The organism is Acidovorax sp. GW821-FHT11A03, assembly GCF_058809075.1.
This window is the reverse complement of record NZ_JBXASG010000005.1, coordinates 166,793-189,665: the sequence shown is the minus strand read 5'-3', so window position 1 is coordinate 189,665 and position 22,873 is coordinate 166,793. Positions and strand designations below refer to the sequence as shown.

Here is a 22,873-nt window from a genome sequence, read left to right as displayed (position 1 = left end):
TGGCGTCGGACTCCGGTTCATTGCGGCTTGCGGCATACCGGCCCTGGCGCGGCGGCCATCATGCAAGCTTGCCCATCCGGCGTTCCGTGCGCAGGCGGAAGGACTCGGAAAACTCGTAGGAGGACACAGGGCGGCTGAACAGGTAGCCCTGCCCTTCCTGGCAGCCGCAATCCTTCAGGTAGTCGCGCTGCATTTCGGTCTCCACGCCTTCCGCCACGGTTTCAAGATCGAAGCTCCGGGCCATGTCCAGAATGGCGCGGACCACCGCGGTATCCCGCTCTGACTCGGGCGTGCTCTGGACGAAGGAACGGTCGATTTTCAAACGCGTCACCGGGTACTTCTTGAGGAGGCTGAGCGACGCATAACCGGTGCCAAAGTCGTCAAAGGCGATGCCGACGCCCATGCCCTTGATTTTCTCCAGCACGCCCAGCACCAGATCATCGTCATCGAGAACGATGTTCTCGGTCACTTCCAGCTCCAGGGCATGCGGGGGCAAGCCATGCCTCTGCAAGGTGGCGGCCACCTCCGCCGCCATGTCGTTCACCCGGAACTGGGCGCCAAACAGGTTCACGCCGATGCGGAAATCGGTGGCGCCGCAGCGGCGCCAATGCGCTGCCTGCGCACAGGCTTCGTCGAGCACCCAGAAGCCCACCACCGATGCCAGGGGCCCGTTTTCCAGCGCGGGCAGGAATGCAGCGGGCGAGAGCAACCCGCGTTGTGGGTGCTGCCAGCGAATCAGGGCCTCCGCACCGCGCAGGGAGCCATCGCTGAGCCTGATCTGGGGCTGATAGAACAGCACGAACTCGCCCTCGCTGACGGCGCGGTGCAGCTCGATGCTGTACAGCCTCCGGGCCGTCGCCTCCATGCGCAGAGTCGCGGCATACGCGAAGACCTGCCCTCGCCCATAGCTCTTGGCCTTGAACAGGGCGAGGTCCGCGTTGCTGAAAAGCTCCAGTGCTTCCTGCGCATCGCCCGGCGCCGCGGCCAGTCCGCAGCTCGCGGTGATGCGGATTTCGTGCACGTTCACGCTGATGGGCTCGGCAAGGCTGTCGACGATGCTCCGGGCCGCCGCCATCGATTCCCGATGGCTGGTGCAGCCGGGGATGAGAACCGCGAATTCATCGCCGCCGGTGCGCGCCACGGTGGCCAGCGAAGGCACGCACTCGACCAGGCGCTGGGCCGCTTCGCGCAAGACACCGTCGCCCACGCCATGTCCCAGGGTGTCGTTCACGTCCTTGAAGCCGTCGATGTCGACAAGCAGCAGGCATGCCCCGGCGGATCCCGCCAGTGCTTCTTCCATGCGCCGGTACAAGCTCGCGCGGTTGGCCAATCCCGTGAGGAGGTCGGTCGTGGACAGCCGCCGGAGCTCCGCGGACTGCCCTGGGTGGCTCGACAGGTCCTGCAGATGGGCGTGGAAGGTCAGCTTGCCTTTGTCGCGCCAGCAAAAAAGCGCCACGCCCAGCGGGAATTCCGAGCCGTCCTTGCGCACCCCGGCCAGGCCGTCGGGAACCACCAGCCCGTCCGCCGTGCCGGCGGCGGCGGCCTGCGCAATGAGGCCTCCCACCGCGGCGCGGTGGCGCTCCGCCAGGAAATCCACGACCAGGCGGCCCGGACCGTCCGCCGGAACATGGCCGAAGATGGACGCGGCGGCCTTGTTCCATGCCATGACACGCAAGCTCTCATCGAACCAGACCACCGCCGTGGGCGAGGTTCGCGCATCGTCCTCGAAGGGCCGCCGGGCGCGTTCGGTGGAGTGTTCCAGCCTGCGCAATTCCAGACGGTCGCAGGCCATCTGCGCGAGATCCGCGAGCCGCGCACGGTCGTCGTCCGAGAAGTCGAAATGGGGAACACTGTCGATCACGCACAGCGCGCCCAGCGCCAGCCCGCCAGGGGAGTACAGCGGCACTCCCGCATAGAACCGCACGCCGGCGAATCCGGTGACCAGCGGGTTGTCATAGAAACGCGCATCCCGGCTCGCGTCCGGCACCACCATGACCTCATTCCTGGCGATGGCGTGCGCACAGAACGATACGTCCCGCCGCATGTCCACGCGCTGGCCTTCGAACCCTGTGCTGGCCGCGAAGAACACATGGTCGTCGCCAATGAGGTTCACGGCCGCAACGGGCATGCCGAAGATCCTGGCCGCGATCTGGACGACCGAGTCAAGGCTTGGCAAAGGGCGATCACCATCAAGTCCGTAGTCGGAAAGCGCCTGAAGGCGGGCTGCTTCCGACTCGAGAATGGGGGGACACTTCAATGCAACATCCTCCAAAAAGACGCCGCCCGCCGCTACGCGCAACGGTGCTTGCCAGTGGCTTGCCGGCGGGAACGGCACCTCAATATCGTCAAATCTCCACCTGGCCGCAAGTTTTTTTGGCACCCCTGGTCCTGCGGGCCAAGGGTTGCGAGCACCGCGCAGGGATGGGGCTTTCGCCGCGGCCTGCGGGCGGGCCTAGGACACGAACCGCTTGAGCGCCTCTTCAAACGCGGGCACGTCCGCCCCCACATGCGTGGTGTTGTACTCGGCCTTGTGCATCACCAGGCCCGGCAGGCTCTGCGAGGCCATCTGATTGAAGAGGGGGATGCTGACCAGCGGGTGATTGCCGCCGCTCGCACCCGCCAGGAACAGCGTTGTGGGCAGGGGCTTGCCGTCGATCTGCTTTTCAAACGCCAGCACGCCGGCGGGGCTGGTGTGCTCGCCCACGCTGCATTCGGTCGAAAGGTAGTGTGAAAAGCTGGGCGCCACGCCTGCGCGGGCCTCCAGTATGAGTGCCGCCACCACAAAGTAGCCCCCATGGGACAAGCCTGAGAGGGCCCTGCGCCTGGGGTCGGCGCGGTACTGGCGCTCCACGGCGGGCACCAGTTCCTTCACGATGAAGTCGAGGTACCTGGCCGCACCGGGCATGAGGAAGTCGATGCCCCGCCATGCAGTGCCCCCAATGCCCACCAGGATGGCCTGCGTACCCAGCCGCTGCATCACCGCCTTGAACGTGTCAAAGCGCGAGATATTGGGCCCTCCGTACTGCGCATCGCCCTCGGTCGCATAGATGACGGGCAGCGTGGTTGTGCCCGTGGCATAGGCCTGCGGCAAAAAGACCTGGATGGGGTACGTGCTGCCATTGAAGGCCGACTTCATGGTCGAGTTGATCACCTGTCCCACCTCTGGCGGCGCCTCGCCGTCGCCCGAGCCTCCACCGCATGCCGCCAACGTGGCCGCGACCGCAATGAGCGCCGCGCGGCGCGTCTGCTGGAATTCTGTGTGCACGTTCTGTCTCCTCCTGTCGAGGCATTGTGACATCCGGGTTCGCGGCGCGCAGGGGCTCTACCGGAGGCGGAATGATTGTTCTCAATACTGGAACAGTTAGTTCGCGACCAGGTGGTTTTTCTTTGGATACCCCAGGCGTACAGTTCAACCCATCGATGAGCCGAACCCGCAAGGCGACTCACCGAACCCGGTTCAGAAATGGTTTTTGTCCCGGCTTTTTTGAGACGCTTTTTTAACTTCAAGGATTTTCATCATGAACACGACCGCACGTTTCCTCTCCATCGCCGCCGTGGCCGCTTTCGCTTCTTTCGGTGCCCAGGCTGATGAAGCCGATGCCTCGCAGTTCGCCACGAAGTTCGAGACGAACCGCACGCGCGCCGAAGTGGCCGCCGAAGCCGCCACCGTGGCCCAGACCCGCTCCATCGAACCCGCCGGTTCGCGTGTGGTGACCTACAAGTCCACCGCCGACCGCGCCGCCGTGCGTGCCCAGGCTGCCGAAGCCGTGCGCACCGGCCAGATCCCTTCGGGCGAATTCAGCGCCATGTAATGGGCAGACCAACTGCTTGAGTTGGATTGAAGCAGTTGCGGGACTTCCCATGGTGGCGGCACTTTGCATTTGCGGGTGCTGCTGCCATGGGGAGTGTTAACTGAACCGCAGGGGCGGGCAGGCAGATCGGGCTCCCTTTGGGAGCCCTTTTTGTTGGCACCAGGAGAAAGCGCGAGATGACGAAGGCCACGCGTTTTTCCCGGCGTGGGGGAGACCCTGGAGATCCAGCGCTGGGGCGGGGGCCTTGCAAGCCACCACCGCCGGCTTAAACTGCCTGCCTCGCACAGCCGCCATCCGTTGCCGTCAATCCCATGCAGCAAACGCCCGACCTTCCCCAGCGCCTGCGAATTTCCTCTCGCGACTACACGGGGCGCGACAAGGCCGAGGCGCTGCGCGAGCTGTTTGGCCGCGCGCTGATGCGCGTGGACCTGTGGCCCTGCGAAGGTGCCGCCCCGCTGGACTTCACCGTCACCCTGATGCCCCTCGGGGCAGGGGCCGCCTATGCGCACAGCGCGCACACGCCTGCGCATTTCGAACACAAGCCCGCGCACCTGGGGGCCGGGGCGGACGACCTCTTGCTCACCACCACCCAGGACGGCTGCGCCATCCGCACCACAGGCGGCGACCTGGAGATACCGGCGGGTGGCTTCGTCCTGCACTCGAAGGCCCGCGCGCACGAGTTCATCCATCTCTGGGGCGGGCAGACCTCCAGCCTCCAGCTGCCCCGGGCCGCCCTGGCGCAGCAGGTGGCGCGGCTCGAAGAAGCACCGCTGCGGCTGCTGCGTTCCGACATGCCCGAGCCCGCCCTGGCCATGGGTTATGCGCAACTGCTGGCCGGCAGCCCCGCGCTCTCCGAACCGCTGCTGCAATCGGCCCGCTCGCACTTGCAGGAGCTGATGGCCAGCATGCTCACGCCTGCAGGGCAAGGCACGCAGCCTCCCGGGAGCGATGCGGTGGACGTGCCGCGCCTGGCGCTCATCCAGCGCGACATCCTGGCGCGCATCGCCCAGCCCGAACTGAGCCTGGCGCAGATCGCCCGCCTGCACCACCTCACGCCACGCCAGGTGCAGCGCCTGTTCGCGCGCGAGGGCACCTGCTTTTCGGACTTCGTGCGCGGCGCCCGGCTGGAGCGCGTGCGCGCCGCGCTGGCCGACCCCGGCCAGCGCCACCGCCGCGTGCTGCAGATCGTGCTGGACAACGGCTTCGACGACTTCTCCGCCTTCAGCCGGGCCTTCCGGCGGCGCTTCGGCATGACGCCCACCGACGTGCGCGCAACGGCCTGACACGGCGTGCGCCACGGGCGCGCACATGTCGTTTTGAACAAGGCGATTGTCGTTGCCGGCAACGACGCGGCGCGGCGCATTCCCAAGAATCGCCGGCATGACCGCTTTCATACCTGCCCGGCTCCTCGCCACCCTCGCCCTGCTCGCCGCCACCAGCGCGCAGGCCGCCATTCCTCCATCGCAGCGCCAGTACCTGATGGACTTCTACTTCGCCACCAATGGCCCCAATTGGCTCAACAACAGTGGCTGGGGCGGTGTGCCGGGCACCGAGTGCAACTGGGCGGGCATCGCCTGCGACGCGGGCGAGACCACGGTCACCGGCATGACATTCGTCTCCAACGCCATGTCCAGCACCCCACCCGGCACGCCGCTGCCTGACTGGGCGGCGCTGCCGGACCTCACGTCCATCAGCCTCACCGGCGGCGGCCTGACCGGCCCCGTGCCGCCCATCGCGGGGCTGACCCAGCTGGCGTTCTTCAACGTGGGAAACAACCAGTTCACGGGCCCGCTGCCCGACCCCTCGGGCCTGCAGCACCTCACGCGCTACATCACCGCGATGAATGCCTTCACCGGCCCGCTGCCACCGCTCACCGGCCTGCCCGCCCTGGAATGGTTCCTCGTGCGCGACAACCAGCTCACCGGCGCCATCCCGCCGCTCGCCGGCATGCCTGCGCTGCAAATCCTGTCCGTGCAGAAGAACCAGCTCACCGGGCCCATCCCCGCACTGCCTCCCGGCCTGCAGGTCCTGGTGGTGGACCAGAACCAGCTCACCGGCCCCCTGCCCACGGCGCCCAGCTCGCTGCTCACGGGCCAGTCCATCCTGTGCCCCAATCCACTCCCCCCGTCGGCCAGCACCGACTGGGACGCCGCCACCGGAGAGACACCCTGGCACGCGCAGTGCAACGGCGCGCCCCCGGGGCCGGCCACCCCCGTGCCCACGCTGGGCCAATGGGCGCTGGCGCTGCTGTCGCTGGCCGCCGCCACGCTGGGCCTGCGGGCATTGCGGCGCAGGCAGGTTTGAGGCTTTTTGGCCTCCAGCGCTTTCCACACAAGCGCAAGCAGCTATAAAAATTGAAGCATCACCGCTGGCGCCGCGGGCCATCACACCCGCCCGCCATCCAGCCCGAGGAACCTCCATGCGCCATCTCCGCAACCACCGCAGCAGGCTCGCCACCGCCTTCCTGGCCTGCGCCATCGGCCTCCCGGGCGCCGCCCAGGCCGCGCCCTTCGCCACGACCTACACCGGGACCATCTCGACCACCGACTTCCCCGAGATCATCAGCGGCCAGAGCTACAGCGTCACCTTCGTGTTCGACAACGGGGGCAACTCCGCCTCCAACCAGGCATGGACCGGGGCGCACCTGAGGTGCACCTTCTGGCGCATGAACGACGCGCGCAACGTGGGCTTCGTGCAGGACCTTGCCATCTCCGCGCCCACGCTGGCCTTGGGCAGCGCCACCACCGATGGCGCCGGCGTGCTGACCGGCATGTTCACCGAGATCAATGGCGACCCGGCGGGCGCATCGTTCAGCAGCACGGGCATCACGCACACCGTGCCGGCGCACTGGTTCGCCAACGGCATCAACAACGTGTTCTCCGATGCCGCCCAGAACCGCAGCGTGCACGACGCTTCGGGGGGCGTGCAGACGCAGCAGCTTTCACGCTGGAGCCCGCCACAGCCCTTCAACAGCCCCTGTACGCCGGCCCTTCTGGCGCCCAGCGCCACGCCGGTGCCCGCGCTGGGCAGCACGGGGTGGGTGCTGCTGTCCGCGTTGCTGGCGGGCCTGGGAGTGCTGCGCCGCCGCAGGGCATGAGGCGCGGCAGAAGGCACCGCATGCCGGGTCTTAGTGGGGAGAGCCCCCGAAGCACCCTGGCGACAGGCGCCCGGGCCCTCACCGGGCCAGGTAGAAATCCATGGGGATGAGCTCGATGGCCCATCCGCCCTCTTCGCCCAGCGTGGCCGCCGGGTGCATGGAGGCGATGCGCAGCGCCTCCTCACGGCTGTCCGCCTCGATGATGAAGAGGCCGCCGACCACTTCCTTCGACTCCGTGTACGGCCCGTCACTGACGTGCGTCTTGCCGCCGAGCGGGCGAAGCGTTGCCCAGTTGTCCAGGTCGCCAAGCGACGCGGACACCAGGACCTTGCCGGTAGCGCGCATCTTCTCGTCCAGCGGGGGGCACTGGCGCACCAGCGCCTGGACGTCGTCCGGCGCCATCGCGGCGAATTTTTCGGGGGTGAAGTAGGCGAGGCCGAGGTATTTCATACGGAGGTGCTTTGAGGGTGGTGATGCACTGACGACGAAGCTGACGGTCGCAAATCGACCATGTGCAGAAAAAAAGTGCGGGATCCCATAATGCCCCCTTCCCGACTTGCATTCCCCCTCACCCCATGAATTCGCGGCCATCCTCCCCAGCCCTCACGGCCGCATCCCGGCAGCGGTTGTGGCAGGAGCTGGACATGCTCTGCGGCCTGGGCCTCGGCCTCGCGCCCGTGGCCCCCGAGGTGTGCGCCGTGCTGCGCATGCTGGTGGGTGCCGATGCGGCGGCCCTGTTCTGGATGGACGGGCAGGGCCTGCCGGAAGGCTTCCACCACGAGGATTCCCCTGCATCGGCGCAAGACCTGTTCCTCAACGAGTTCCAGCAACTGTTCGTGGGCCCCCGCGAAACCAATGTGCTCGCCCTCGCCCGGCCCGATGGTCCGCGCGTCGGCAGGCTGATGGCGCCGGATGCCCGCTATTTCCGCTCCAACTCCTACAACCTCCTCGTGCGCGCCAGCGGCCACCACCACACGCTGGACCTGCGGGTGGAAGCGCAAGGCCGCACCCGTGCCATTGCCGCGCTGTTCCGCGCCCCAGGCAAGGGCTTCGGCGACGCAGAGGCCGCGCTGCTGGAGCGCGCATCGGCCAGCCTCGCGCGGGCCTTCCCGCACACGCCCCCTGCCCGCCCCTGGGACACCGGCCTGAACAGCCCGGTGGGCCATGTGCTGTTCGACGCGGCCAACCAGCAGCCGCAGCTCGCCGACACCACCGCCATCCAGTTGCTGCGGCAAGCCAATCTTCTCGGGCTGGGCGTGCACGGCACGGCGGCAACGGCGGTACTGCACGATCTCCCCCGGCGCCTGGGCAAGCCCCCGCAGGGCGCCGAGCGCATTCCCATGCCGGGTGGCTGGCTGGCGGCCGACGCCCATACCCTGCACCCCGTGGCGGGCGGGGCACAACAACTCTTGGTCACCCTGCAGCTGCTGCGCCCGCGCGGCATCGGCGTGGTGCGCCGCGTGTTCGAACTGCCGCTGAGCCCGCTGCAGCGGGAAATTGCCCTGCTGGCCGGCCTGGGCCATGCACGCACGGACTGCACCGAGCGCACGGGCGTGGGCAGCGCCGCGCTGAAGAAGCACTTGCGCACCATTTTTGCAGCCACCGGCACCAGCGGCTGGGACGACCTGGGCCACACCCTGCGCACCTGACTCCACGCCCCCCGGGGCGGCACATGTCCCGCTTCGCCATTCAGGGCGCTGTGGTCCGCGCCCCCGCTGCCACCGCCCCATCGGCGGCCTGCCCCGGCGCCAGCAGCATGAGCCGCGCCCCCAGCGCCACCAGGTCCTGCTGGCGCTGGGTGCGGGTCTTGAGCAGAAGGGTGCTCATCTGCGTGCGCACGGTGCGGATGCGCACGCCGCGCGCGTCGGCAAAGTCTTGCGGGGTCTGGCCGCGCATCAGCGCCAGCAGCAGGGCGCCCTCGGCCGGGCTCAGCCGGTAGGCCTGGCACACCAGGGCAGCGGCGGCCGCCGCGTCCAGCGTGCGCTCCATCAGCACCCAGGCCACGCCGGGGGCCGCGTGGTTCAGGCCCAGCGCCGCCAGATCGCCCACGGCCAGCGAGACCAGCAGCAGCCCGCCCGGCAACTCGGCGCAGCCGCTTTCACCATGCAGTGACTGCGTGAACAGCGCGCCCAGCGCAGCGTCCGCCTGCCGCACATTGGCAATGCCCGTGAGCAGCTTGCTCAGGCTGCCGTGCCCGGGGCTCGCGGCAAGGTGCCGCGCGCGGGCGTTGGCGTGCAGCAGGCGCCCGCCCGTGCCGAAGAACAGCATGCCCATGGGCAGGCGCTCCATCAGTGCCTCCAGCCCCTGCGTGCGCGTGCGCAGGGACAACATCTCGCGGTGCAGGAAGGCGGCGTGTTGCAAGGCGCCGAACTCCGCATGGAAGCGCCGTGCCTGCTCGGCCGTGAAGCCCTCGTCGTCGCGCAGGCGATAGACCGACGCGAACAGGTGGCCCCCCGGGTGCCGCGCATTCCACCCGCCGCCGAACATGCGCGTGCCGATGTCGTGCGGGCGCAGGAAGTCGTTGTAGAACGCCGTCTGCCGAAAGCGCCGTGCCGCAGGGGCGGGCGCATCCGTCACCACCGAGATGCCGCCCGGACCGGCCTGGGCGTAGCCCGCCATGGCGGCATCCCACAGCGGGTCCTGCTCGCGGTACAGCGCGGCGTAGCGCAGCGTGGCCTCGGCCGTCACGCCCCGGCCCACCAGCGCGGGCGCGCCCTCGGCCGAGGGGGTGTGCAGCCAGTAGCCCGGGTCCGGGTGTTCAGCAAAGCGCGGACCCCATTGCGCCAGTTGCTCCGGCCCGCCGGCCAGCACGAACCAGCCTATCTGGTCCGCGCCCAGGCTGGTGGCATAGCCGTGCAGCGCCTCGCCCCAGCGCGCCTCGTCGGCCACGGTGCCCAGCAGTTCGGTCAATGCGTGATGCAAGCGTGTTTCCTTTTTTCTCATCGCCGGGCCGCCCCAGGCTCAAAAGCCGCTCACTGGGGGCTGCGCCCCACGCGCGGCGGGAAAGCGTGGGGCCACGCCTATCCCGGCGGCGCCGATTGTGCGGGGCCGCCGCGGCGTGCGCCATTCCCCCTCGGGATACCCCACGCCACTTGCGCGACGATTTGCCAACAAATGCACGCGCATCGGTCAGGTGACCGATAGGCAGAAAGCACGGGCGTTCCAAGAATCGCGGGCTTCTGCTTGCTCTCAGGAGACCCCCCAATGACCACCCCCGCATGGGCCGACACGGCCCGTCGCGTTCTGCACGCCACCGCGCTGTGCCTGGGCGTTGCCAGCACCGCGCATGCCGCGGGCTGGCAGGCTGCCGGCAGCTTCACCGGCGCGCGCTACCAGCACACCGCCACACAATTGGCCGATGGCCGCGTGCTCCTCGCCGGGGGGCGCGGCGGCGGCGTGCTGGCCAGCACGCAGCTTTACGACACCGCCACGGGCCGCTGGACCAGCGGCCCCGCCCTGCCCGGCCCGCGCGCAGGCCACACGGCCACGCCGCTCCTGGACGGCACGGTGCTGATCGCGGGCGGAGAGGGCGGCACCGGCGCATCGGTGCGCGAAGCCGCCACCTTCGACCCGCAGGCCGGCGCCGTCAGCGCCACCGCCGGCACCATGGCGCTGCGCCGTCGCCAGCACACCGCCACGCTGCTGCCCGACGGCCGCGTGCTCGTGGCCGGTGGCCGGGGCACCGCCGGGCAAGACGGCCTGCAGTCCGCCGAAATCTACGACCCCGCCACCCGCACCTGGGACAGCACCGGCTCCATGCCCGGCATGGGCGCGCGCCAGCACACGGCCACGCTGCTCCCCGACGGCCGCGTGCTCGTGGCGGGCGGCATCGACAACGGCAACAGCGTCACCAACACCGCCGCACTCTGGAGCCCCGCCACCGGCACCTGGACCGCCGCCGCGCCGCTGCCGGCGCGCCGCGTGAACCACACGGCCACCCTGCTGCCCGATGGGCGCGTGTTCGTGGCCGGCGGCAACGACGGCGGCGGCGCGCTGGGCGACACCCTGCTGTACGACCCCTCCGCCAACACCTGGACGGCCAGCGGCGCCCTGCAGGTTGCGCGCACCCAGCACAGCGCCGCGCTGCTGCCCGACGGGCGCGTGCTGCTGGCGGGCGGCGCGGACGACGCCGGTGGCACGCCCATGGCGGCGGTGGAAATCTTCAGCCCCGCTGCGGGTCTGGGCAGCGTCTATGCTCCCATGGCGCAGGCACGCGGCCAGCACAGCGCGCTGCTGCTGCACACCGGCGAGGTTCTGGTGGCGGGCGGCGAGGGCGCGGGGGGCGGCGCGTTGGCGAACGTCGAACTATTGCAGCTCAACACCCTGGCCGCGCGCCACACCGCAAGCCTGGCCGCGGCGCGCCAGCTCCACACCGCCTCACGGGTGTCGAGCAATGGCGAGGTGCTGATTGCAGGCGGCACCGTGGGCAACAGCAGCACGGTCAGCAATACCGCGCTGCGCTACAGCCCCAGCACCGCGCAGTGGAGCAGTACCACGGCCATGCACGATGCCCGTGTCGAACACACGCAAACCCTGCTGCCCAATGACCGCTTTGTGCTCGTGGCGGGCGGCTACAACGGCTCCGTCGCCCTGGACAGCGCCGAAATTTACGACGCCAACACGGCGAGCTGGACGCGCACCTCGCCCCTGCTGCGCCCCCGCGCCGCCCACGCCGCCACCGTACTACCCAGTGGCGACGTGCTCATCGCGGGCGGCACGGGCTACGGCGCCGCCAGCAGCGCAGAGGTCTATCGCGCTGCCACCCTCCAATGGCAGGCCACGGGAGACATGATCCAGCCCCGCGACCGGCATCACGCCGCTACACGGCTGCCCGATGGCCGCGTCCTGGTGACCGGGGGCCGCAACGCAGGTAGCATCCATAGCAGCGCCGAGTTGTACACCCCCGCCACCGGCACCTGGGCGCCCGCCTCCGCGATGACTCACATGCGCGCCGGGCACGCCGCCACGCTGCTGCCGGATGGGCGTGTGCTGGTGGCTGGCGGCAGTGGCAGTACCGCGGCCTCGGGCACCAGCGCTGAAATCTTCGATCCCGCCACCAACACCTGGCAGGCCACGGGCAACCTGCTGACGGGCCGTGTCTATCACCGCGCCGCTGCACTGCCCAATGGCCGCGTGCTCGTCACCGGCGGCTCGAGCACCACCGCCCCCTTCGGCCCCGTCGCCAGCGCCGAGCTGTACGACCCTGCCACCGGCACTTGGCAGGCCGTGGACGCCATGCCGCAGGCGCGCACCGACCACACCGCCACCTTGCTGGCCAACGGCGAAGTGCTCATCACCGGTGGCATCAACGCCGGCGGCCCCATCGCCACCGCCTTGCTTTACGGCAACCCCAGCGCCGTGGCGGATGCCCGTCGCCCCCGCATCACGTCCTACCCGGGCCGGATGTCCCGCAGTGACACGCCAGAGTTGTCGGGTCTGCGCATGGTAGGCGCCGTCGAAGCCAGCAGCGGCGGCACCGGCCAATCGGCCACGCAAGTGCCGCTGGTGCGCCTGCAAGGCGAAGACGGCGGCGCCGTGGTGTGGCTGCCCATCGCACGCACCCGCCCCAATGGCGGCAGCGAAACCGTCATCGTCACCGGCCTTCTGCCAGCGAGCATGGCGCCCGGCCTGTACCGCGCCACGGTGTTCGTCAACGGTCTGGCGTCCGATTCGGTGCCCATCGAAGTGATGCCGGCAGGCGCGCCCAACGCGCCCACCAACGTGACCGCCACACCCGGCAACGCGCAAGTCACCGTGCGCTGGCAGGCGCCCGTGGGCGGCACCGCGCCCACGTCGTACACCGTCACCGCCCAGCCCGGCGGCGCCAGTTGCACCGTGCAGCACCCCGCCACCACCTGCACCGTGACGGGCCTCACCAACGGCGTCACCTACACCTTCACCGTCACGGCCAACAACACGGGCGGCAGCGCATCGGCCCCGCCCACGGGCGGCGTGGCGCCCGCGCCCGGGCCGGTGGTCGATCCGGGCGGCGCGCAGGCCATTCCCACCTTGAGCGAATGGGGCGTGCTGCTGCTCGCCGCGCTGATGCTGCTGGCCGGCCTGCGCGCACGCCGATTTGTTGTTGTTTAACTATCAAAAAGAGAGCTGCCAGCGCTTTCCAGAAAAGCGCTGGCGGCCAGGAACACCATGAAAAACCTTACCTCCCACCCCTGGATCCCACGCGCCCTGGCCGCCTCGCTGCTGCTGGCCGGCACCCAGGCCTTCGCGCTGGAATGCGCTCCCGGCCAATGGCTGGCGGAGTACTTTCCCAACACCAAGCTGGCGGGCGCTGCCGTGCTGGAGCGCTGCGAGAGCGGCCCCATCGACTACTACTGGATGACCGACAGCCCGGCCCCCAGGCTGCCGGTGGACAGCTTCTCCGCGCGCTGGACCGCAAGCCTGCCGTTCGCCGCGGGCGCCGCCAGGTTCACGACATACACCGACGACGGCGTGCGCGTGTTCGTGGATGGCAAGCGCATCATCAACAACTGGACCGTGCACGGCATCACGATGGACACGGCGTCCGTGCGCCTGTCCGAGGGGCGCCACACCGTGCGCATGGAGTACTTCGAGGCGGGCGGCGAAGGACTCGCGCAGCTCTTCATCGACGGCACGGCGCCGAACACGCCACCGCCCCAGCCTCCACGCATCCAGGCTTTCACGGCCCAGCCCGACGTGATCGAGGCGGGCAACAGCAGCATCCTCTCGTGGAGCACGGAGAACGCCACGGCCTGTACCGCCACGGGGGGCTGGAGCGGAGAACAGGCAGGCACCGGCGGCACCAGCGTGCGGCCCACCGTCACCACCACCTACGGACTGAGCTGCCGCAACGCGGCTGGCGCCACCACGGCCGCATCGGCCACGGTGACCGTGCGCAAGGCACAGCAGCCCCCCACCATCGGCAGTTTCAGTGCCACGCCCGCACGCATCATGGCGGGCCAGAGTACCCAGCTGGCCTGGCAGGCCCACAACGCGACCACCTGCACGGCATCGGGCGGCTGGAACGGGCCGCGCGCGGCCGAGGGCAACGAACTGGTGCGCCCCGCAGCGAACGCGGCGTACACGCTGACCTGCACCAACACCGCGGGCCAAAGCGTGGCCGCCACCACCCAGGTGGCCGTGGAGGCCACCAATCCGCTGCCACCCGTGGGCGGCGTGACGGCCGCCAGGACCAGCCGCGGGGTGAACGTGGGATGGAACCCCACCGCCCAGAGCGGCAAATGGGTCAACGGCTACTACGCGGGCTGGTTCTGGGAAACCTACCCGCCCGAAGCCGTGGACATGGGCACCATGACGCACTTCGTCTTCGGCCGCTATGCGCCCGCGCTCGGTTCACTGCCCGGCGGCCGGGCGGGCGACCTGCTGGAGGGCGCCGGCTCGGGCCACCTGGCCAACGTGGAGGACGCGCTGATCGCCAAGGCCCACGCCGCGGGCGCCAAGGCGGTGATGATGGTGGGCGGAGACAGCGACGGGCCCGGTTTTGTTGCCGCCACCGCCAATGCCACGGTGCGCGCGCGCTTCATCAAGAACATCCTCGACAAGGCGGTGCAGAAAAACTACGACGGCGTGGACATCGACTGGGAAGAGAACCTCGACACGGCGGCTACCCGCGCCCAGGCCCTGGCGCTGCTGCGCGAGCTGCGCGCCGCCTCGACGCTGCGTGCCCGCTACCAGGCGCCGAACGCGCCGCTGGAGCTGAGCTGGCCCGGCTTCTGGGTGAACAAGAACCAGCCGGACATCACGCCCTGGCACGCGGAGGTGGCCGCCGCAGTCGATCGTTTCAATCTGATGACCTACAGCATGGCCGGCGACTGGGGCTGGCAGTCGTGGCACCACTCGCCGCTGTCCGGTGCGGGCGATCTGTACCCGACCTCGATTGAATCGACGGTGCAGGCCTATCTGGACATGGGCATCGCGCGCTCCAGGCTGGGCATCGGCATCGGCCTGTACGGTGCGTACTACAACCATCCCGTCACCGGTCCGCGCCAGAGCATGGACGGCATGCAAGGCTGGATGAACAACGGCGACTGGGAGAACAACTACCAGCGCCTGGTGAACGACAACGCCTTCAACCGCGCGGGCGCCACGTACCACTGGGACGACGTGGCCAAGCAAGGCTACATGACCTACTCGCCACCCTGGAACCGGGGCACGAACACGCCGGTCACCTACCTGAGCTTTGAAGACGAGCGCTCCATCGCCGAGAAGGGCAAATGGGTGCGCGAGCAGGGCCTGGGCGGCACACTGGTGTGGACCATCAACTATGGCTACTTGCCGCAGTCGAACAGCAATCCGCAGATGCAGGCCGTCAAGCAGGCCTTCATCGCGGACAGCGCCACGCGCTACCGCGTCTACCGCGACGGCGTGGCGATTGCCACGGTGACCGGCTCGGGCTACACCGACGTCGCGCCGCCGCTCGGCAGCCACTACTACCAGGTCAGCGTGCTGGATGCCGCGGGCAACGAGGGGCCACTGTCCGCACCCGTGACGGTGCAGCTCCCCTGACGGCCGACAGCGAAGCGGGCGCCCTCAGCGAGGGCAAGGGCGCCTGAGCGGCGCAAGGGGCCAGGGCTCGCCGTCCACGAAGCCAGCCCCGCCTTGGCCGGTGACAGTGCGCTGGCGCACGCCGCACGCACGATTCGGGAATCGGGGCTGCGGCCCAGCCTCCGAACCTCAGGCTGCGTACGCCCGCAGCCTGAGGGCGCCCGCCATGGCCAGTGCGGCAGCAAGGAACATCACCATCCATTCGGACAAGGTTGGCACAGGGGCGGGAACACTGGCCGCCATCACGGTGAGCGTTCCCGATGCGGCGGCGCCAGGCGGGGCATTGCTGGACGTGACTGGCGACGTCGTGTTGACGTGCGCGCCGATGACTGTCCCCCGAACACTGACGGTAATCGTGCAGGACTGGCCTCCGGCAAGCACGTTCGATCTGCTGGAAAAGGTCTCCGCGCCGGGGTTGATGGAGAACATGCCTCCCCCCGTCGCGAGCGTGCTGCATGTGCCGCCCGTTTGGGTGATGAGATCGATCCCCGCCGGCATGGTGTCACTGAATTGAACGTTGTTGAGCGCCACGGCAACGTTTGGATTCGTCACCGTGATCGTCGCGATGGAATTGCCGTTGGGCGCGACCACTGACGGGTTGAAGCTCTTGGCGATGACCGGTGCGACTTGCGCCGATGCGGTTGCTGCAAAGAGCGCACTGAAAAGCAAAGCCGTGACGGCAAGACGCGGCGACTGGTGGTTCATTGCACTCTTTCTGGGTTGTGTGGGTGATTATTGACCGCCGCGGCGCAGCAGCGCGCCGACACACGCGGTGGGAGCAGCTCCATGCGACCCGCGCCTGGCCCGGACACCGTCATGCTGCGCCGCCCTTGTTCACCTCCCACCCACAACAAGGCCCCCAGGCCGTGCCCGAAAGCAATATTCATATCGGTGATGTGAAACATCACGCATGTTCCATTGACTGATATAGCTTGGCGGCGAATGATCCGTCCCCAGGCGCTGGAATGCAGCCCGCATCGGAACCACCGACCAGCACCACAAAGGAGACGCCCATGCATGAATGCCCCGTCACCGTCTTTCCCCGGCAGATCCGCTGGGAGACGGACGGTACCAGCCGCATCCCCTTCCAGGCCTACACCGACGAGGACCTGTACCGCAAAGAACTCGACCGGCTGTTCTACAACGGCCACTGGTGCTACGTGGGCCTGGAAGCCGAGATCCCCAACGCGGGCGATTTCAAGCGCACCGTCATCGGCGAACGCTCCGTGCTGCTGGTGCGTGACAAGGATGCTTCGATCCATGTGGTGGAAAACGTCTGCGCGCACCGCGGCATGGCGTTCTGCCGCGAGCGGCACGGCAACCGCGACAGCCTGACCTGCCCCTACCACCAGTGGAACTACACCTTGTCGGGCGACCTGCAGGGCGTGCCGTTCCGGCGCGGCGTCAAACAAGATGGCAAGGTCAATGGCGGGATGCCGGCGGACTTCAATCCTGCCGAGCATGGCCTGACCAAGCTCAAGGTCGCCACGCGCGGTGGCGTCGTGTTCGCGTCATTCGACCATGGCGTGGAGCCGCTGGAGGACTTCCTGGGGCCCGCGATCCTGGGCTACTTCGACCGTCTGTTCGACGGCCGCAAGCTCACGATCCTGGGCTACAACCGCCAGCGGATTCCGGGCAACTGGAAGCTGATGCAGGAGAACATCAAGGACCCCTACCACCCAGGCCTGCTGCACACCTGGTTCGTCACCTTCGGTCTCTGGCGCGCCGACAACAAGTCCCAGCTGCTGATGGACGCGCAGCATCGCCATGCGGCCATGGTGTCCACCCGCGGCGCGGCCGGCAAGGCGGCCGACGTGACCCAGGTGTCCAGCTTCAAGGCGGGCATGGAACTGAACGACCCGCGCTTTCTCGACATCGTGCACGAAGACTGGTGGGGTGCACCGACGGCCGTGATGATGACCGTGTTTCCGAGCGTCATCTTCCAGCAGCAGGTCAACAGCGTGTCCACACGCCACATCCAGCCGGACGGCAAGGGCGCCTTCGATTTCGTCTGGACGCATTTCGGCTTCGAAGACGACAGCGAAGAGATGACGCAGCGCCGCCTGCGCCAGGCCAACCTCTTCGGCCCGGCGGGCTTTGTGTCGGCCGACGATGGCGAAGTCATCGAGTGGTCGCAGGAAGGCTTCGAGACCAAGCCCGCGCACCGCACGTTGGCCGAACTCGGTGGCCGGGAGGTCGGCGACACGGACCACATGGTCACGGAGACGCTGATCCGCGGCATGTACGAATACTGGCGCAAGGTGATGGAGGCGTGACCATGGAGTTCCAGACCTACTACGAACTGACGCAACTCTATGCCCGCTACGCAAGTGCACTCGACGCCGCCGATTGGGATGCCTGGCCGGAGTTCTTCATCGACGACTGCACCTACAAGCTGCAGCCGCGCGAGAACCACGAACGCGGTTTTCCACTCGCCACGCTGACTTTCGACAGCAAGGGCATGCTGAAGGACCGCGTCTATGGCATCCGCGAGACGCTGTTCCACGACCCCTACTACCAGCGCCACGTGGTGGGTGCGCCGCTCGTCCACCAGGTCGGTGCCGATGGCCGCATCCACAGCGAGGCCAACTACGCGGTGCTGCGCACGCGCCTGTCCAAGGAGTCCACCGTTTTCAACGTGGGCCGTACGCTCGATGAGGTGGTGCGCACGCCCGAGGGCCTGAAGTTCGCTTCGCGCCTGGTCATCTACGACAGCGAGATGATCCCCAATTCGCTGATCTACCCCATCTGAGGAACTGCCATGACCACGAACTGGATTGACGCCGCCGCGCGGGACGACGTGCCGCAGGATGACGTGATGGGCCTGGCCGTTGCAGGACGGGACATCGCACTGTATGGCGTGGACGGCGAGGTCTTCGCCACCGACAACGTCTGCACCCACGGCCATGCACGGCTGTGCGACGGCTTCCTGGATGGGCACGAGATCGAGTGCCCGCTGCACCAGGGCAAGTTCGATGTGCGCTCCGGCCTGCCCACCTGCGCGCCGGTGACCGAGCCCCTGCGCAGCTACCCCGTCAAGATCGAAGGCGGCCGCGTCTGGCTGGCCTTCGACTGAGCGCTGCCACCCCCCACAAGGAAAGCCCATGACCGCCAAGCGACCAGAGGTTGCGGCCGCCGCATTGCCGGATGAAGGCGCGGCCGCCCGCCCGATCCACACCATCGTGATCGTCGGCACCGGCCAGGCCGGTGGCTGGGCCGCGCAGACGCTGCGCAGTGAAGGCTTCACAGGCCGCATCGTGCTGATCGGTGACGAGGTCCACCCGCCGCACGAGCGGCCACCGCTGTCCAAGGCGGTGTTGTCTGGCGCCGCACAGCCCGAGACGACGCGCCTGATGAAGCCCGAGGCCTTCGACGCCCTGGGTGCGCAATGGCGGCCCGGGGTGCAGGCGCGCCGCATTGACCGCGCCGCCAGGCAGGTGCTGCTGTCCGATGGCGAAGCGGTGCCCTACGACAAGCTCATCCTGTGCACCGGAGGGCGGGCCCGCCGACTCGCTGTGCCCGGGGCCGACCAGGTGCCGCTGCACACGCTGCGCACCATCGAAGATGCGATGGCGCTGGCGCCCGCGCTTATGCCCGGCCGCCGCGTGGTGGTGGTGGGCGGCGGCTGGATCGGCCTGGAGGTGGCGGCCACGGCACGCCAGCGGGGCGCTGACGTCGTGGTCGTCGAGACGCAGGGCCGCCTGTGCGAACGCACCGTACCGGCCGCGATATCGGAGTACCTGCTGGCGCTGCATCACTCTCAGGGAACCCGCGTTGTGCTGGGCGCTGGAGTCCTAGGCTTTGCGCGCGCGGCGGATGGCCGCTCGGAAGTGCGGCTCGCTGATGGCAGCGTGCTCGCGGCCGACACCATCGTGCTGGGCATCGGCCTGGTGCCCAACGACGAACTGGCGCGCGAGGCGGGCCTGGCCTGCGAAGGCGGCGTGCTGGTCGATGCCCGGTGCCGCACGTCCGACCCCGACATCCTGGCCGCTGGCGACGTGGCCGTGGCTCTCAACCCCTGGGCCGGGCGCAGGCTGCGGCTCGAGTCGTGGCAGAACGCGCAGGACCAGGGCATCGCTGCCGCGCGCTCGGCCCTGGGCCACGCGGTGGACTACCAGCCGCTGCCCTGGTTCTGGTCCGACCAGTACGACATGAATCTGCAGATCTACGGCGTGCCGACGCCCGCGCACCGTGTGGTGCAGCGCGGCGACCAGGCCAGCGGCGGCTTCGTGCTGTTCTACCTGGCCGGCGACGTGGTCCAGGCCGCCATCGGCCCCAATGCGGCGCGCGACCTGCGCTTCGCGCGCCGGCTGATCGAGCAGCGCAGGCCCGTCGATACCGAACGCCTGGCGGACCTGGGCACGCCGATGTCCAAGCTGTGAACCAGGCGCCCGTTGCTTACTGCCCAAGGCCTGAACCCACCCCACCACCACTTTCAAAAAAGGGAAACCCCGATGACCTCCACCACCTATCTCTGGAATCCACCGCCGGTCTATGCGCTGCCGGTGCGTGGCCGAAGCGAGCGCCTGCCCATCCAGCGGCTGTTTTTTGTCGGCCGCAACTACCACGCGCATGCGGTCGAGATGGGGCGCCCGGTCGACAAGTCGGTCGAGGTGCCTTTCTACTTCACCAAGGCACCGTCCACACTGGTCGAGTCCGGTGCCACCGTGGCCTACCCGCCGGGCACCCAGGACTACCACCACGAAATGGAACTGGTGGTGGCCATCGGCGCGCCCGGCTTTCGCGTGCCCGAGGCCGAGGCTCCGCGCCTCATCTACGGCTATGCCTGCGGTCTGGACATGACGCGCCGCGACCTGCAGCTGGTGGCGCGCGAGAAAGGCCGGCCCTGGGACTTGGGCAAGGACGTGGAGCAGTCCTCCGTGGTCTCGGAGATCGTGCCGATGCAGCAGGCCGTCCTCAGCCAGGGCGAGCTGGCGATGTCGGTCAACGGGAAGGTACGCCAGAAGTCCGACCTGTCCAAGCTGATCTGGAACATCCCCGAGCTGATCGCCGACCTGTCCAGGTTCTACCACCTGCTGCCCGGCGACCTGATCTTCACCGGCACGCCCGAAGGCGTGGGCCCGGTGCAGCCAGGTGACCGCATCGACGGCCAGATCGACGGCGTGGGCAGCATCGTGCTCCACGTCGGCCCTGCGGAGTGACACAACGATGAATCAAGGAGACAAACCCACCATGACCACCGACCTGACGCCTTCCCCCGTGCGGCTGCATGCCGTGGCGGGGCGGGGCCAGCCCGACCCCACGCCCGCGCTGGAGGAGCTCTACCGAGGCTTCGAGCAGGAACTGCTGGTGCCGCTCTGGACCGAGATCGGCGACCTGATGCCCCGGCAACCCCAATCCAAGGCCGTGCCTCACCTGTGGCGCTGGGACCGGCTGAAGGCACTGGCCGCGCAGGCCGGCGAGATCGTGCCCGTGGGCCGCGGTGGCGAGCGCCGCGCGATCGCGCTGGCCAACCCGGCGCTGGGCGGCCGTCCGTTCGCCACGCCCACGCTGTGGGCCGCCATCCAGTACCTGATGCCGGGTGAAGATGCTCCCGAGCACCGGCACACGCAGCACGCCTTCCGCTTCGTGGTGGAGGGCGAGGGCGTCTGGACGGTGGTCAATGGCGATGCGGTGCGCATGTCGCGCGGCGACTTCCTGCCGCAGGCAGGGTGGAACTGGCACGCCCACCACAACGCCGCCACCGAGCCCATGGCCTGGATCGATGGCCTGGACATTCCGTTCTCTTACTACACCGAGAGCCAGTTCTTCGAGGTCGGGCGCGAGCGGATTTCGCCCGCCGAGCGCACCACGGCGGAGCGTTCGTACTCCGAAAGGCTCTGGGGCCACCCCGGCTTGCGCCCCGTCTCGATGGCGGGAGCGCAGCCCGCCACCCCGCTCCTGGCCTACCGCTGGGTGGACACCGACCGCGCGCTGGCCGATCAGCTCGCCCTGGAGACCGAAGGCCAGGCCGGCACGCTGAGCCCGGGGCATGCGGCGGTGCGCTTTACCAACCCTGCCACCGGCGGCGACGTGCTGCCGACGATGCGCACCGAGATGCACCGCGTGCGCGCGGGCGGCGCGACGCGCGTCCATCGCGAGGTGGGCTCGTCCGTGTTCCAGGTGTTCGACGGCAGTGGCACCGTGACCGTGGGAGAGCGCACCTGGCACGTGGCGCGCGGCGACTTGTTCGTGGTGCCGTCGTGGCAGCCGTTCTCGGCCGAGGCATCCGCCTCGGGTGCGCTCGACCTTTTCCGTTTCAGCGACGCGCCGATTTTCGAGGCGCTGCACGCCCACCGCGCCCAGACCACCGGTTGAGCCGGAGGCCTCCGGCCCACATGCCGCGCTTGCCCACCCCACTGATCAGCCACGAAACAACAGGCCGATTCCGGCCCCAATGACAAGGAGACATAGCCATGACCACAGCCATCCGTACTTCCATTTCCCGCACGGCCGCTGCGCTTTGCGCCTGGGCCCTGCTGACCGCTGCGGGCTTGCCCGGCGCAGCGGCGCAGACATACCCCACCAAGCCCGTGCGGTCCGTCGCGCCGTATTCCCCGGGCAGCGGCCCGGACGCGGTGATGCGCATCCTCAGTGAAAGGCTGTCGCGCCACTGGGGCCAGCAACTGGTCATCGACAACAAGCCGGGCGCCAACGGCTTCATCGCCATTGGCGACGCCAAACGCGCAGCGCCTGACGGCTACACCGTGCTGCAGGTGGACAACACGCACATGGCCTTGCAGCCGCATGTGTTCAAGCAACTGCCCTACGACCCGCTGAAAGACTTCGAGCCGGTGGCACCGGTGTACTTCACCAACTTCTTCGTGGTGGTGGCGGCCAATTCGCCGTGGAAAGACATGGGAGACCTGATCAAGGCAGCCAAGGCGGCACCCGGCGAGATCACCTATGGATCATGGGGCATCGGCAGCGTGGCCCATGTCGGCGCGGCAATGCTCGAAGCCGCGACCGATACGAAGATGATGCACGTGCCCTACAAGGACATGGGGAACGTCTACACCTCCGTCGCCACCGGTGACATCAAGTGGGCGTTCGGCACGGCGGCGACGGCCGGACCGATGTACCAGGCCAAGAAGGTGAAGTTCCTGGCGCTCGCCGCACCCAAGCGTCTGGCGGGCTTCACCGATATCCCGACCGTCGGCGAGGCGGGCGGGCCGGCGGGGTTCGAGGTGAAGACCTGGGTGGGTTTGTTCGCTCCTGTCGGCACACCGAAGGCGTCGATCGAGAAGATCAATGCCGATGTGGGCAAGGTGCTCGCGACCGCCGAGGTCAGGGAACGCCTGGCGACGTTCGGATTCGAGCCCTACATTGGCCCGCCGAGCGAGCTGCTCCGCGCCATCGAACGCGATTCGCGCACGTTCGGTGATGTCGTCAAGCGCGCCAAGATCGCTCTGGACTGACC

The 22,873-nt window shown here is 68.7% G+C and carries 19 protein-coding genes; 14 read left to right on the top strand and 5 right to left on the bottom strand.

Going from position 1 to position 22,873, the window contains the following annotated elements:
- Positions 1–58: 58 nt before the first annotated feature.
- Together AC1RVY_RS14075 and AC1RVY_RS14070 are read right to left on the bottom strand one after the other, a co-directional pair.
- Positions 59–2,176 (bottom strand): putative bifunctional diguanylate cyclase/phosphodiesterase, encoded by a 2,118-nt coding sequence (locus AC1RVY_RS14075; RefSeq protein ID WP_492806889.1) that lies wholly within the window; start codon positions 2,174–2,176, stop codon positions 59–61.
- Between the two features lie 276 nt (positions 2,177–2,452).
- Positions 2,453–3,265, bottom strand: a complete 813-nt coding sequence (locus AC1RVY_RS14070; protein WP_218339765.1) for an alpha/beta hydrolase — start codon at positions 3,263–3,265, stop codon at positions 2,453–2,455.
- A gap of 253 nt (positions 3,266–3,518) precedes the next feature.
- Here AC1RVY_RS14070 and AC1RVY_RS14065 point away from each other — a divergent pair, with 253 nt between their 5' ends.
- The 4 genes from AC1RVY_RS14065 (at position 3,519) to AC1RVY_RS14050 (ending at position 6,909) form a co-directional block, all read left to right on the top strand.
- Positions 3,519–3,812: a DUF4148 domain-containing protein gene (locus AC1RVY_RS14065; RefSeq protein ID WP_218296161.1), complete on the top strand. Its 294-nt coding sequence runs from the start codon at positions 3,519–3,521 to the stop codon at positions 3,810–3,812.
- 311 nt (positions 3,813–4,123) lie between these two features.
- Entirely contained in the window at positions 4,124–5,095 is a 972-nt protein-coding gene (locus AC1RVY_RS14060; protein WP_369643389.1) for an AraC family transcriptional regulator, read from the top strand.
- Positions 5,096–5,192: 97 nt separating this feature from the next.
- A complete protein-coding gene (locus AC1RVY_RS14055; protein ID WP_492806888.1) occupies positions 5,193–6,116 on the top strand; it encodes a leucine-rich repeat domain-containing protein in 924 nt (307 codons plus the stop codon).
- 115 nt (positions 6,117–6,231) lie between these two features.
- Positions 6,232–6,909, top strand: a complete 678-nt coding sequence (locus tag AC1RVY_RS14050; protein ID WP_218296164.1) for a hypothetical protein — start codon at positions 6,232–6,234, stop codon at positions 6,907–6,909.
- Between the two features lie 78 nt (positions 6,910–6,987).
- On the opposite strand, the gene AC1RVY_RS14045 is transcribed toward AC1RVY_RS14050, so the two are convergent.
- On the bottom strand, positions 6,988–7,359 hold the full coding sequence (locus AC1RVY_RS14045) for a YciI family protein (RefSeq protein WP_218296165.1): 372 nt from the start codon (positions 7,357–7,359) through the stop codon (positions 6,988–6,990).
- A gap of 125 nt (positions 7,360–7,484) precedes the next feature.
- On the opposite strand from AC1RVY_RS14045, the gene AC1RVY_RS14040 reads away from it, so the two are divergent.
- Positions 7,485–8,558 (top strand): hypothetical protein, encoded by a 1,074-nt coding sequence (locus AC1RVY_RS14040; RefSeq protein WP_492806887.1) that lies wholly within the window; start codon positions 7,485–7,487, stop codon positions 8,556–8,558.
- Between the two features lie 40 nt (positions 8,559–8,598).
- Here AC1RVY_RS14040 and AC1RVY_RS14035 read toward each other — a convergent pair whose 3' ends face one another.
- Positions 8,599–9,831, bottom strand: coding sequence for a helix-turn-helix transcriptional regulator (locus AC1RVY_RS14035; RefSeq protein WP_492806886.1), 1,233 nt, complete (start codon positions 9,829–9,831; stop codon positions 8,599–8,601).
- Positions 9,832–10,113: 282 nt separating this feature from the next.
- On the opposite strand from AC1RVY_RS14035, the gene AC1RVY_RS14030 reads away from it, so the two are divergent.
- On the top strand, positions 10,114–12,999 hold the full coding sequence (locus tag AC1RVY_RS14030) for an IPTL-CTERM sorting domain-containing protein (RefSeq protein WP_492806885.1): 2,886 nt from the start codon (positions 10,114–10,116) through the stop codon (positions 12,997–12,999).
- Positions 13,000–13,056: 57 nt separating this feature from the next.
- Complete coding sequence (locus AC1RVY_RS14025; protein ID WP_492806884.1) at positions 13,057–15,414, top strand: glycosyl hydrolase family 18 protein; 2,358 nt, start codon at positions 13,057–13,059, stop codon at positions 15,412–15,414.
- A 168-nt stretch (positions 15,415–15,582) separates the two neighbouring features.
- Here the strand turns inward: AC1RVY_RS14025 and AC1RVY_RS14020 are convergent, their stop codons facing one another.
- A complete protein-coding gene (locus tag AC1RVY_RS14020) occupies positions 15,583–16,158 on the bottom strand; it encodes an IPTL-CTERM sorting domain-containing protein (RefSeq protein WP_218296169.1) in 576 nt (191 codons plus the stop codon).
- A gap of 308 nt (positions 16,159–16,466) precedes the next feature.
- On the opposite strand from AC1RVY_RS14020, the gene AC1RVY_RS14015 reads away from it, so the two are divergent.
- The 7 genes from AC1RVY_RS14015 to AC1RVY_RS13985 all read left to right on the top strand — a co-directional run bounded on the left by AC1RVY_RS14015 (position 16,467) and on the right by AC1RVY_RS13985 (position 22,871).
- Positions 16,467–17,729, top strand: coding sequence for an aromatic ring-hydroxylating dioxygenase subunit alpha (locus AC1RVY_RS14015; RefSeq protein WP_218296170.1), 1,263 nt, complete (start codon positions 16,467–16,469; stop codon positions 17,727–17,729).
- A 2-nt stretch (positions 17,730–17,731) separates the two neighbouring features.
- A complete protein-coding gene (locus tag AC1RVY_RS14010; protein WP_492806883.1) occupies positions 17,732–18,205 on the top strand; it encodes an aromatic-ring-hydroxylating dioxygenase subunit beta in 474 nt (157 codons plus the stop codon).
- A 9-nt stretch (positions 18,206–18,214) separates the two neighbouring features.
- Positions 18,215–18,529, top strand: a complete 315-nt coding sequence (locus tag AC1RVY_RS14005; protein ID WP_492806882.1) for a non-heme iron oxygenase ferredoxin subunit — start codon at positions 18,215–18,217, stop codon at positions 18,527–18,529.
- A 28-nt stretch (positions 18,530–18,557) separates the two neighbouring features.
- Positions 18,558–19,835: an NAD(P)/FAD-dependent oxidoreductase gene (locus AC1RVY_RS14000; RefSeq protein ID WP_492806881.1), complete on the top strand. Its 1,278-nt coding sequence runs from the start codon at positions 18,558–18,560 to the stop codon at positions 19,833–19,835.
- A gap of 72 nt (positions 19,836–19,907) precedes the next feature.
- Positions 19,908–20,615 carry a fumarylacetoacetate hydrolase family protein gene (locus tag AC1RVY_RS13995; RefSeq protein ID WP_369643401.1) on the top strand — a complete coding sequence of 236 codons (708 nt, stop codon included), beginning with the start codon at positions 19,908–19,910 and terminating at the stop codon, positions 20,613–20,615.
- A gap of 31 nt (positions 20,616–20,646) precedes the next feature.
- A complete protein-coding gene (locus tag AC1RVY_RS13990; protein WP_492806880.1) occupies positions 20,647–21,771 on the top strand; it encodes a cupin domain-containing protein in 1,125 nt (374 codons plus the stop codon).
- Between the two features lie 98 nt (positions 21,772–21,869).
- A complete protein-coding gene (locus tag AC1RVY_RS13985) occupies positions 21,870–22,871 on the top strand; it encodes a Bug family tripartite tricarboxylate transporter substrate binding protein (RefSeq protein WP_492806879.1) in 1,002 nt (333 codons plus the stop codon).
- The last annotated feature ends 2 nt before the right edge of the window (positions 22,872–22,873 follow it).

Excerpts from the sequence above, each read along its gene's own strand:
- AC1RVY_RS14065 (WP_218296161.1), top strand. The coding sequence starts at position 3,519 with ATGAACACGACCGCACGTTTCCTCTCCATCGCCGCCGTGGCCGCTTTC.
- AC1RVY_RS14060 (WP_369643389.1), top strand. The coding sequence starts at position 4,124 with ATGCAGCAAACGCCCGACCTTCCCCAGCGCCTGCGAATTTCCTCTCGC.
- AC1RVY_RS14055 (WP_492806888.1), top strand. The coding sequence starts at position 5,193 with ATGACCGCTTTCATACCTGCCCGGCTCCTCGCCACCCTCGCCCTGCTC.
- AC1RVY_RS14050 (WP_218296164.1), top strand. The coding sequence starts at position 6,232 with ATGCGCCATCTCCGCAACCACCGCAGCAGGCTCGCCACCGCCTTCCTG.
- AC1RVY_RS14045 (WP_218296165.1), bottom strand. The coding sequence starts at position 7,359 with ATGAAATACCTCGGCCTCGCCTACTTCACCCCCGAAAAATTCGCCGCG.
- AC1RVY_RS14040 (WP_492806887.1), top strand. The coding sequence starts at position 7,485 with ATGAATTCGCGGCCATCCTCCCCAGCCCTCACGGCCGCATCCCGGCAG.
- AC1RVY_RS14030 (WP_492806885.1), top strand. The coding sequence starts at position 10,114 with ATGACCACCCCCGCATGGGCCGACACGGCCCGTCGCGTTCTGCACGCC.
- AC1RVY_RS14025 (WP_492806884.1), top strand. The coding sequence starts at position 13,057 with ATGAAAAACCTTACCTCCCACCCCTGGATCCCACGCGCCCTGGCCGCC.
- AC1RVY_RS14020 (WP_218296169.1), bottom strand. The coding sequence starts at position 16,158 with ATGAACCACCAGTCGCCGCGTCTTGCCGTCACGGCTTTGCTTTTCAGT.
- AC1RVY_RS14015 (WP_218296170.1), top strand. The coding sequence starts at position 16,467 with ATGCATGAATGCCCCGTCACCGTCTTTCCCCGGCAGATCCGCTGGGAG.
- AC1RVY_RS14010 (WP_492806883.1), top strand. The coding sequence starts at position 17,732 with ATGGAGTTCCAGACCTACTACGAACTGACGCAACTCTATGCCCGCTAC.
- AC1RVY_RS14005 (WP_492806882.1), top strand. The coding sequence starts at position 18,215 with ATGACCACGAACTGGATTGACGCCGCCGCGCGGGACGACGTGCCGCAG.
- AC1RVY_RS14000 (WP_492806881.1), top strand. The coding sequence starts at position 18,558 with ATGACCGCCAAGCGACCAGAGGTTGCGGCCGCCGCATTGCCGGATGAA.
- AC1RVY_RS13995 (WP_369643401.1), top strand. The coding sequence starts at position 19,908 with ATGACCTCCACCACCTATCTCTGGAATCCACCGCCGGTCTATGCGCTG.
- AC1RVY_RS13990 (WP_492806880.1), top strand. The coding sequence starts at position 20,647 with ATGACCACCGACCTGACGCCTTCCCCCGTGCGGCTGCATGCCGTGGCG.
- AC1RVY_RS13985 (WP_492806879.1), top strand. The coding sequence starts at position 21,870 with ATGACCACAGCCATCCGTACTTCCATTTCCCGCACGGCCGCTGCGCTT.